This window comes from Paenibacillus residui, assembly GCF_042677205.1.
GTDB classification, from domain to species: Bacteria; Bacillota; Bacilli; order Paenibacillales; family NBRC-103111; genus Paenibacillus_L; species Paenibacillus_L residui.
In genome coordinates this window covers 77,015-88,323 of the sequence record NZ_JBHTIU010000098.1, presented here as the reverse complement: position 1 = coordinate 88,323, position 11,309 = coordinate 77,015, and the positions used below count along the sequence as shown (strand labels likewise).

5 protein-coding genes are annotated in these 11,309 nt (G+C 51.5%); all 5 read left to right on the top strand.

All coding sequences use genetic code 11. The annotated features are described in order from the left end of the window. Positions 1-74 precede the first annotated feature (74 nt). The 5 genes from ACFQ03_RS23355 (at position 75) to ACFQ03_RS25920 (ending at position 11,198) form a co-directional block, all read left to right on the top strand. Complete coding sequence (locus ACFQ03_RS23355) at positions 75-1,181, top strand: copper amine oxidase N-terminal domain-containing protein (protein WP_379291317.1); 1,107 nt, start codon at positions 75-77, stop codon at positions 1,179-1,181. Between the two features lie 3 nt (positions 1,182-1,184). Next, positions 1,185-4,697 carry a DUF5704 domain-containing protein gene (locus tag ACFQ03_RS23350; RefSeq protein WP_379291315.1) on the top strand — a complete coding sequence of 1,171 codons (3,513 nt, stop codon included), beginning with the start codon at positions 1,185-1,187 and terminating at the stop codon, positions 4,695-4,697. Positions 4,698-4,759: 62 nt separating this feature from the next. Continuing rightward, complete coding sequence (locus ACFQ03_RS23345; RefSeq protein WP_379291313.1) at positions 4,760-5,242, top strand: hypothetical protein; 483 nt, start codon at positions 4,760-4,762, stop codon at positions 5,240-5,242. Further along, a complete protein-coding gene (locus ACFQ03_RS23340) occupies positions 5,239-5,427 on the top strand; it encodes a hypothetical protein (protein ID WP_379291311.1) in 189 nt (62 codons plus the stop codon). The genes ACFQ03_RS23345 and ACFQ03_RS23340 overlap by 4 nt, the downstream gene beginning before the upstream one ends. An 89-nt stretch (positions 5,428-5,516) precedes the next feature. Then, positions 5,517-11,198: a DEAD/DEAH box helicase family protein gene (locus tag ACFQ03_RS25920; RefSeq protein ID WP_449290190.1), complete on the top strand. Its 5,682-nt coding sequence runs from the start codon at positions 5,517-5,519 to the stop codon at positions 11,196-11,198. The last annotated feature ends 111 nt before the right edge of the window (positions 11,199-11,309 follow it).

Genomic DNA, 11,309 nt, shown 5'->3' with positions numbered 1-11,309 from the left:
TTGTCAAAGATGAAATCGTGCGAAAGAGCGAGAAAAACGGGGAAAACATTAATTTATTGAGGGAGGTGAAATGAGTGAAGAAATGGTTTATGGCCATGACGATTGCCGTCCTGGTTATCAGCTTGTTCGGGGCTACGGCAAGTGCTGCCAGTCTTCCTCCTACGTTTGTAAGCGTGGTGCTGGACGGCAAGAAAATATGGTTTCCCGATGCCCAAGCTTATGTTGATGAGAACCAGCGGACATTAGTGCCGGTTCGCTTTGTCGCAGAGTCGCTCGGTGCCAAGGTTGGCTGGGAAGCTCAGAGCCAATCGGTGCCGATTGAACGGGACGGCCAGCAGATTCGACTTCAAATCGGTTCAAATATTGCGCTTGTCAATGGACAAGAGGTCGCTTTAGATACGCAAGTGGTAACCAAGGACGGCCGGACGTATGTGCCGTTGCGTTTTGTCAGCGAGGTGCTGGGCGCAGAGGTGGAATGGGACGGCAGTACGTCAACGGTGACAATTCACACGAAGGACATCTCTGAGAGCGACACGGATAAATGGGGTCGCTTGCTCCGCACGACGGATCTTCCGAAAAATGCGGCGGACTATCCCTACATTTTGGCCGATGTTCCCAATGAGATGTACGAGATGGCGTACCCCCACTCCCGTCCTTCAGAAAGCAAAGTGTCTTCCGAACTGTACGCGACCATCCCCGAATACAACAAGCAGAACGTGGACATCTGGATGGGACACTTAAAAACGTTTGGCGCTTTGTTGTTAAATGTAGATTACCGCACGATTGATGATACGTGGGCGCAGGCCATGTTTGCAACGAAGATGCAAAACTCCAATGCGGAATTGAGATACATTCGTGAATATGTGGATTGGGTGAAAGAAAATCAAATTCATATTATGGGCTACCTGGAACCGGAGCCGTCCATGATTTTTTATGACGGGTTTGGAGCGGATTATATTCGCGTCAAGTTTCGGGTTCAATTCCTCTCGTTTAAACATCATGAACGGTTGATTTATGATAACTGGTTTCCGCAGGAAGCAGACTTTGAGAAGAATGTGTGGTATGAAGGGTACGCCGACATCAAAATGGCCACCAATGTCGGCGGCAATTGGGGAAGCACGTTGAAAGTCTCGCCAACGGCCAGCTTGTTTTTCAACCACACGATTTCAAAGGTGGAATGATCGGTGGACAATAGAAAACTTTATCAACGAGTACTGTGCATGCTGCTGGCATGCACTTTTTTTATGCCGTTTTTCGTCGTTCAACAAGCGGCGGCAGCTCTCCCGCAAGTGATTATCCGTGACGGCAAGATTCAATTCGAAATTACCAGCACGGCGGCGAGCACTTCGATTCGCTATCGGACGGTGGGCTGGGTGGTGACCCGGGAGCAAGTTTGCAGCACAACATCACCCAAACAATGCGCTGACCCGCGCAGCAGGCCGCATGCGCTATTTATGAATCAGGAAGTACGACAAATCGGGCAGCATCCCGATCCTCCTGTACCGGGGCAACCGTTGACATCATACTACGAAATCCCCGAAGAAATCGTGACGCAGCGTCTCTGGCAAGCAGGGATGGAGGGCATTCAGAACAATGACGATCTTTACTTTTATGCTGTGATGGTATCGGTCAATGCGGACGGTTCGGTGCGGAAAGGTCCGTTTTATACGTTGTCCGGGATCAAACAAGCGGAAGACTGGAGATTTCCAGACGATCTGGATGACTACTTTGGTTTGCATATTCCTTACCGCAGTGCGGAATTCCCAGTGGACGTTATCGCTAAAACAGTAGACGGACGGGTGATTGACCGACCGGATGTGACATTTGAAAAAGGAAAGTTCGAGATCGGGGAAACGATCAATCATGAATTTCCGGCGGTGATCGAAGACAATGGAAAAACGTATGCCATCGCTCGCTCCTATATATCACCGAAGCAAGACCCTTCGCGAAAATCTTGGGTGCAGGAAAACCCGGCAACGAACGAAAAAGTGCGCATTCGCAGCTTTACCGTCGCGCTGGGCGGAACGAATCTGATCGCCGAATACCATGAGGAAAATACGGTGAAGGCGATTTATATGACAGAAGGCGGCCAAGTCCTGAAAGAGGTGGATAAAGGCGAACATGCGACCGGAGATGAAGTGAATCACACGTTTGAAGCCACGCTCACCAAAGACGGGCAGACGTATGAAATCATCCGGTCTTATATCACGAACAACAACAAACCCGACGAGAAATTATTTATTCAGGAAAAAGGAGATAGCAAGTTGCTGGATCGGTCCATCTTTGTCGGTTCTGGAGGCTCCAATTTTATCGGGGTATACAAAGGGGGAAATGGCGATACGGATGACGAAACAGAGCCTGGAGCTGTCAAGGAAAACGAAGTGATGAATCCCGATGCTTCGGCTGTGATCCGGGCGGATACTCGCGGTGCGGAACGCTTCGACGTGCTTCAAGGCATCCCGACATCGGAGAGTCTCTATGTTCAAGCGAATGCCAAAGCATATCTGTACCGAAACAAATTTACGGAAATCAAAGGGACGAAGACGTACCCGATTACCGTTAGTCGAACGTACACGCTGCGCTGGACGGAATACGTTTCCGGTCCCCCGGACAGCGAAGGCAATCCGACCAGAGTGCCTGTTTCACGCTCGGATACGCAAACCGTAACGAAAAGCTATACCGTGGAGCGCAAGTACAGCTACTGGCTCATTGATCGTCTGGAGGTATACGGCTTACAAAAAGCAGAGGTTTCCAACTACGCGTTACCCAGCGGGCAAGTTACCTTGCAGCCGAACGGCTACGCGCAGCCGAGGGTCTCGGTTTCTCACGACACTTCCCGTGAGGCCCACATCACCGATCCTGTCTATCAAAATGTATCGTTGCCTGGGCAGACAATTCAAGGAGGTTTCAGTCGCCCGTCCGTTCCTAATGAGGATTGGACCAACGAAGCGGAACAGGCTGTCGGAAAAATCAAAGTGAAAAATGACTCACTGATCTTTAACGGGCAAACGATTATGGACAACCGGATCACGGAAGAAACCGCCCCGACCCCAAGGGAGATACCGACTCCGCCCGAGATCGGACAAAAAGTTCTGTATAGCAGCGGTTTGATGATCGATGCCAGCAAACCCAACAAGGCCGATCAACCAAGCTCCGGCACGATCTTCTTTACGCTCATCGAAGGAATTGGGGGCGGTCAGAACCAAAGCTATCCCATTGATGGCATTAATCCGGTGACGGTGCATACGCCGGTCGTCAATCAGGCTTCTGTATCTGACGATCAGGCGCATAATCAAAAAACGCAGCCGACCGCAGGGAGAGCCGCGCTTATTCTGGATCGTCCATTTACGGTCGCCATCCCAACCAGTGGAGCGCATCGGGATATAAAGGGTTACGGCAATCGCGACTATGGCAAGTATATGCGCGACAAGCAAGTATGGTTTCCGTTTGACGTGTACAAAGCGGATCGGAAAACGCTGATCCCGAAAGAAACATGGACGTCGATCCCGGTCGGTCAGGTGCAGACAACGTTTTATTTACCTGTTTGGGTGGACGAGGGCAATTACGATGTACTATTCCGAACCATTGCTGAAAACAGTCCTCCCTCCTTTACGTCACAAATGAACGCCAACTTAGACTTGACGCACCATGTGGCCACACAGGTTGTGCCGGTTGAAGTGATCGGCCGTGTCTATGATTTCCGCATCACAGACATTGCCGACTTTAATTGGGAGACCGTATTTCGCAGAGAACGAGGAAGTGCAACGCCGACTGGCAACGCTTATTGGGTGGGTACGAAGGGCATCGACGGCGCAGCACGGGGTAATCAGCCTCCTTACGTGTTGCCGATTCGACCGGGGAGCCATCCGGATGCCGGTAAGAAAAACGTGGCTGTCAAAACGGGCTACCATATTAAATTTGAATTGAAGAGTATGGGCAATATGTTCGGTTCGGACGACGGGATCAAGATTACGCCAACCTTTTACTTTGTCGACAGCAAGGGCAAGAACCGGCAAGAGGTGGACTTGTACTATCATTCGGGGAATAAACGTTTTATTCGCATCGGCTCCAGTGCAGATGTGGAGCGGCGTCATGTGACGCTGGACACCCGCTTGCGCAATATGTCCCAGCAGGAACTGACGAACACGGCATCTTCCCTTTGGTCGCTGAACGGTGCGTCTGTCAACCGGCAAACGTTTATTCAGCAGTTTTTGAAAGATGCACAACAGCCCGTTTACGTGGGCGGATATGATGTCATGTTGCTCCCGCCACGGCTTCGGACATTTATCGGCAGTATGGAAGTTCCTTCCGGCATCGACGTTTCGCGTGCTCATGCGTCAGTGCAGCGCTGGGTCGGCGAATACAGTCTACCTGCCGCACCGTATGTCGTCCCCAAAGGATTCAACTTGGCCGAGTACGGACGCACCAATCGGCTGGACGATAAGTCGCCTATTTTTTTGCGGGACGGGTACATCATTGTCAATTTCAACATCGAAACGATTTGCAATCAGAATGTGAATCAACCGCATTTGCAGTATATCCACGCGCCGCTCAGCAATCAATGGCGACGGGAAGGGTTTCAGCATCGCTTTGTCGATCCGTATGGAGCCACGTTTAGATTACAGGACGGTGATGTGGTCTTTTATCATGCCAACCTGTCTTCTTATGATGACTTTGGAACAGGAGGTACCCATTAAATTCACCAGCCGGGAGGAAGAAAAAACGGAACAGCAACGTTAGCGGAAACGGAGGTTCGGGGATGTTTGGCGAACTTCAACCGATAGCACCGGAAGAGACAGCTTACTTCTATTATTCAGTAACCGCGACTCAAAGCAAGGAACTCAGCTATATCGGTCATTTGCGAGGAGATTTCGGCACTGATGACGATCAGTTTTGGATGTCATGGTCGGATCATGCCGGGGAACGGAGGACGCTTGCCTTTCGCCAGGAACTGGCGGCACTTGTGCAGCATTTGCAATGGCAAGGACTTTTGCTCAATTTGAATGAGATGCGAGCCTATTGCAGGCGGCACCCGGAAGCACGTATCCCCGGCGCATGGCATTCCGATGTTTGTGGTTTCTGTTTACAAACCACTCACTATCGCTATTATATTCGCTGCTTCCCTCATCTTGGCGATTACAGCTTCTATATCTACTGCTACCGCAAGAATCACTTGCTTGGCCGATCTGTTCAGCAGAACCAGAACGGCACGGTAAGCCGTGTCAAGGAGGATATATCATGAATGATCTGGCACGCTACAAGCTGATCGCGGCAGCAGCCGTACCGCCTGCTGCAAAGCTGTTGTACGGCTATTGCTGGATAGGGCGGGCGACACAAGTCGGTCTACCTGTCCAGTACAAAAATGGCAATCGATGTAGGTTTTTCTCCTTCGACGGTATGTCGAAACTTGCACCGTTTGCAGAGTAAGGGCTTGATTCGGATCATGACCCGCTATTCGGAGGAGGGGATTCAACTGGCCAATCAGATTACGATCTTATGAAAGGAGAAAGGTACCGTTGACCTCGAAAATACAGCATATCGTTGATTTGTCCGTTCATGCCGCCCGCACGGTTGTGGAACATCCCGACCGTTGGGCGGATTTTTTATCGACAGCGGCGTGGAACTACAAGTATCCGTTTCAAGATCAGTTATTAATCTATGCACAGCGGCCCGATGCTACAGCTTGCGCATCCATCGACGTCTGGAACAAGCGGCTCAACCGTTGGGTCAAACGCGGGGCGAAAGGTATCGCACTTATCGAAGACCGGGGCAACCATTTTGGGTTACGGCATGTGTTTGATATCTCGGACACGCAAAGCCGAGATCCTCGACCGGTCTCGCTTTGGCGCATGGAGCCGGGCGATATAGCGGTCGTTACGGAAACGTTGAACAATGCGTTTGGCGAGCAGGAACCGGATGCGGCATGGCCGAATGCGCTGCTGAGCGCAGCCCGGAACGCGGTGGATGACAACAGTTCGGATTATGTGGATTTGCTTGTTCGAGAGCTTGAGGGCAGTCTGCTTGAAGAACTGGAACGCCAACCTGTGGAAGTGCTATTCCGTCAGATTGCGTATCATTCCGTTGCCTATATGGCACTAACCCGCTGTGGTATGAACGCCTCTCACTATATTGGACGGGAGGACCTTTCAGGCATCGGGAATTTCAATACACTGCCCGCTCTTTCGCAGCTTGGAGCAGCGATCAGCGATATCGCGGAGATGATGCTGCGGGAAATCGAATCGACGATACGGGTGCAGCGGCGTGTAGAACGTCAGACTTCACAGGCTAGAGACGTTCGCACCGTTGCAAGAGAAACGGCCTTGACACAAAATGAAGCTAAACGATTGCCAGAAAGGACGGATGAACATGGAAGTGACTTACACCCGTCAAGGGGACTATCTGCTGCCCGACCTGACACTGACCGAGGATCATCAACTGATCGGCAAGTATGGGATGTTGCGCAAAAACTACCTGAAAACCGAGAAGAAAGGCACATACGCCAGCCTGCTGCTCTCGGGCGAACTGCACCAGCATCTGACGGAAATCGATCGGTCGGCGCGGACGCAGCTCGAACAGTCGATGAACGAACTGCTCCGTCTGCACCCGGCCCCGGACAAAGAAAGCGATCCGCTGGGCTGGACGGGTTACATGAACAGCCTGAAGCAACAGGTGGAGGAGACCATTCTGACGGAACTGATTTACAACTAAAATGGTATGATCGAAAAACGGAAGATCGGAGTCTTCCGTTTTTTCATGACCATCATGCCATCAACGATCTACTGCGCACCGCTCCTTTACTGAAAAGCAAGTCGGAAATCGAGGCTTTCTTCGCCGCACATGAAAATGAAGGGGAGCGGGCGTTGTATGTGCGTAGCCTGTTTGCGCCGGGTCAGTCCGAGCTTACGCTGGACGAAGACCTTCTCATCGGGTATGAACCGTATCGCAATGTGCTCCATCTTTGGACGGGTCCGGCAACCGAACCAACCGCACAAAGTTTTTATGATTGGGAAGTGATCGTCGGCCATATCAACAGTATGATAGTACTTAACGAATTTGACCCGGCACGAAAGACGGAGCCATCGGTTCAGCAGCAAACCTTATTTATGGAACAGGCGGAGGCGGATACAGCCTCCGCTTTTGTCTGGCCGCAGGCGGTGATCGATGCGATTCTCCAACAAGGAAGCGGCTTTGCCAACAGTAAATATCGCATTGCTCTCCATTTTCAGCAATCGTTATCGGAGAAAGAAAACGCCGAATTTTTGAAACGGGAATATGGCACGGGCGGGCGCGCCCCTGTACTGATCGGCACGGATATTTATGAGCACCATGATAGCAAAGGCATCACGTTGACCCGACGTTCAATGACGGATCAAGAGCAAAAGCTAGTGTTGCCTTGGATGAAGGTACAGAAGCGGATCGGCGAGTTGCTGGCGGCGGGACGTTATCTGAATCGTTTGGAAACGGAACGACTTCCTGCATTTGCCGAGCAACAGGAGGAGCGCCGCAGGCAGATGGCCGAAGAAGCGTCTGCTCGCGAACGGTTGGAACAAGAACAGCCGTCCTCCTCACAGCAGTCGGAGACGATGGAGCGGAAGCAGGCGCGTTATGCCTATTCGCCCGGCGATAGGGTCTTTTTTGGCGCGGACGAATATGAGATTTTGCTGGTGGAAAACGGTAACGTGATGTTGCGGGATGTTCATTTTCCGCTTTTTACCAAGGAACTGGAACGCCGAGATTTTGAACGCATCCTGCGTGAAAATCCGCTTAATGATCATCTGCTAACTGATGAACAAGGAGTGGAAACCGAAGCGGAGGAACATGCCGGAAAAGAAATAGAGCCGGAGCTTTCGGATGGAGATGAGCCGAAGTCTGCCTCGGCATCCCTTCAGTTAACCGAACAAGTATCGGATGAGGCGCATAATGAGGAAGCACCCTCTGCTCCTTCCGCTGTCGAGGATGTACGGTCTGTTGCACCGCAAACGACTGCGGTGAATTACCGTATCACCGATGACCAGTTAGGGCATGGCGGAGCCAAGGTTAAGTATGGTTTTAATGTAGCCGCGATTCGCTTGCTCAAACAATTGGAGCTAGAAGGCCGCCAGGCAACTGCGGATGAACAGGTCGTTCTCGCCCGCTATGTCGGATGGGGCGGAATCCCACAAGTATTTGACGAAGCGAACGCGCAATGGACGGCCGAATATGCCGAACTGCAATCGTTGCTGGAACCGGATGAGTATGCGTCCGCTCGCGCATCAACGCTGAACGCTCACTATACGTCTCCAGTTGTCATTAAAGCAATCTATGGTTGTCTGGAAAGGATGGGCTTTCGCAACGGCAATATTTTAGAGCCGTCCTGCGGGATCGGCAATTTCTTCGGGTTAGTTCCGGAGTCGTTTCAAGACTCGCAGCTATTTGGTGTAGAACTGGACAGCATCACAGGTCGCATCGCCAAGCAGCTTTACCCGCAGGCGACGATTGCGATCAGCGGGTATGAGGAAACCGCTTTGCCGGACAGTTTTTTTGATTTGGCCATAGGGAATGTTCCTTTCGGAGGGTATGGTGTGGCGGATACACGCTATGACAAGCACAAGTTTCTCATTCACGATTATTTCTTTGCGAAAACATTGGACAAAGTGCGTCCGGGCGGCATTATTGCCTTTATTACGTCCAAAGGAACGATGGATAAACAGAACCCGGCTGTCCGCAAGTATATTGCGGAACGGGCAGAATTGCTGGGCGCGGTTCGTTTGCCGAACAACGCTTTTCAGTCCAACGCCGGAACGGAAGTGACGGCGGATATTTTGTTTCTGCAGAAGCGCGACCGAATGGTGACTGTCACCGAACAAAGTGTGGAATGGATTGGCTTGGCAGAGACAGCCGAAGGCGTGCCGATCAATGCGTACTTTGCTGCGCATCCTGACATGGTGCTTGGGACGATGGCGTTTGATGACCGGATGTATGGCAATAGACAGGAGACGACTTGCAACCCGTACTTGGATGCTAATTTAAGCGAACTGCTGGGAGAAGCACTGACCAATATCCATGCCGATTGGGTGGAGTTTGAGAGGGAAGTAATGCCGGATGACGAAGACACGTCCCTCCCGGCCGATCCGACCGTGCGCAATTTCAGTTATACCCTTGTGGACGGCCAACTGTATTACCGCGAAAACAGCCGGATGCACCGAGTGGACACGTCGGCCACGGCCGCCGGGCGAATCAAAGGTATGATCCGATTGCGGGATACGGTGCGCGAACTGATCGAATACCAGACGGAAGATTATAGCGACGAAGAGATCCGGGAACAGCAGCGGAAATTGAATGCGCAGTATGATCGTTTTACCGCCCAATACGGTCTGATCAACAGCCGCGCCAACAGCCTGGCATTCGCCGACGATAGCGCCTATTTTTTACTTTGTTCATTGGAAGTGCTCGACGAGGAAGGGAAGCTGCTACGCAAAGCCGATATGTTCACGAAGCGTACGATTCGGCAGCGCACGACCGTTCGGCATGTGGAAACGGCAGAGGAAGCGCTGGGCGTCTCCATTGGAGAAAAAGCACGTGTCGATCTCCCCTATATGCAAGAATTGACCGGCATGACAACGGAACAGCTTGTTCAGGAGTTGCGCGGCGTGATCTTCCCCAACCCGGAAAGACTGGATGAGAAAGGACAGCCGGTTTTTGAAACGGCGGACGCTTATTTGTCTGGCAACGTTCGTGACAAACTTCTGATTGCACGGCGTGCCGCCGAAGTGGATGCAGAGCGGTATGGCGAAAATGTCAAAGCATTAGAAGCGGTGCAGCCGAAAGATTTGGATGCTTCCGAGATTGATGTGCGGTTAGGAGCGACGTGGCTTCCTCCGGAAGTGATCCGGGAGTTTATATTCGAACTGGTGGACACGCCATACATGTTCCGGCAGTCTATCGACGTCTTGTATTCCGAATATACAGCTGCCTGGAATGTCCGAGGGAAAAGCAATGACCGCAGCAACAACATTAAAGCCAACGTGACCTTCGGAACGAATCGTGTGAATGCGTATAAGATTTTGGAAGATACCTTAAATTTGCGAGATGTGCGCATTTTCGATACCGTGCTGGAGAATGGCGTGGAAAAGCGCGTTTTGAACAAGCAAGAGACCGCAATTGCCCAACAAAAGCAGGAGATGCTGAAAGAAGCGTTCCGCGATTGGATTTGGAAAGACCCGCAGAGGCGGGAACGATTAATGCGTTTGTACAATGATCGTTTCAATGCGATCCGCCCGCGCGAGTACGATGGCAGTCATATTCGGTTTACGGGAATGAATCCGGAAATCCGGCTGCGCCAACATCAAGTCAATGCGGTTGCCCGGGCGCTGTATGGAGGCAATTCCCTTTTTGCTCATTGTGTAGGCGCAGGCAAAACGTTTGCCATGACCGCTGCGGCCATGGAAAGCAAGCATCTTGGCTTATGCAGCAAAAGCATGTTCGTTGTTCCTAATCATTTGACGGAGCAGTGGGCAGCGGAGTTTTTGCAGCTCTATCCATCGGCCAATATTCTGGTAGCGACCAAGAAGGACTTTGAAACAAAGAACCGGAAGAAGTTTTGCGCGCGGATTGCCACCGGCGACTATGACGCGATCATCATCGGACATTCGCAGTTTGAGAAAATTCCCATATCGATGGAGCGCCAACGTCAACAACTGGAGGAACAAATTTACGAGATCACAAGCGGCATTCGCGAGCTGAAGGAGGCCAAGGGCGAACGGTACGCGATCAAGCAACTGGAGAAGACGAGGAAGACGCTGCAAACCAAGCTGGCAAAGCTGAACGATACCAGCCGCAAGGATGATGTGGTCACCTTCGAGGAGCTGGGAGTGGATCGGCTATTCGTGGACGAGGCCGATTCGTACAAAAACCTGTTTCTTTACACGAAAATGCGCAATGTGGCCGGACTGTCGCAAACCGAAGCGCAGAAGTCGTCGGACATGTTTGCCAAATGCCGCTATCTGGACGAACTGACCGGAGGCCGGGGTATCATCTTTGCGACGGGTACGCCGATCTCCAATTCCATTACGGAAATGTATACGATGCAGCGCTACTTGCAATATGAGCGGCTGCGAAAGCAAGGATTGCAACATTTTGATTCCTGGGCTTCGACGTTTGGCGAGACGGTCACGGCGATTGAACTGGCACCGGAAGGTGTAAGCTGTGGTGGAGGGTAAAACCCAAATCTAGCTGATGGTCAACTCATTTGTGGCGAAATGAATTTTGGCTAAATGAAGGACATAGATTTTGCAAGTGTACCGATAAATGCTGGAAGCTTGCGAAGAAAT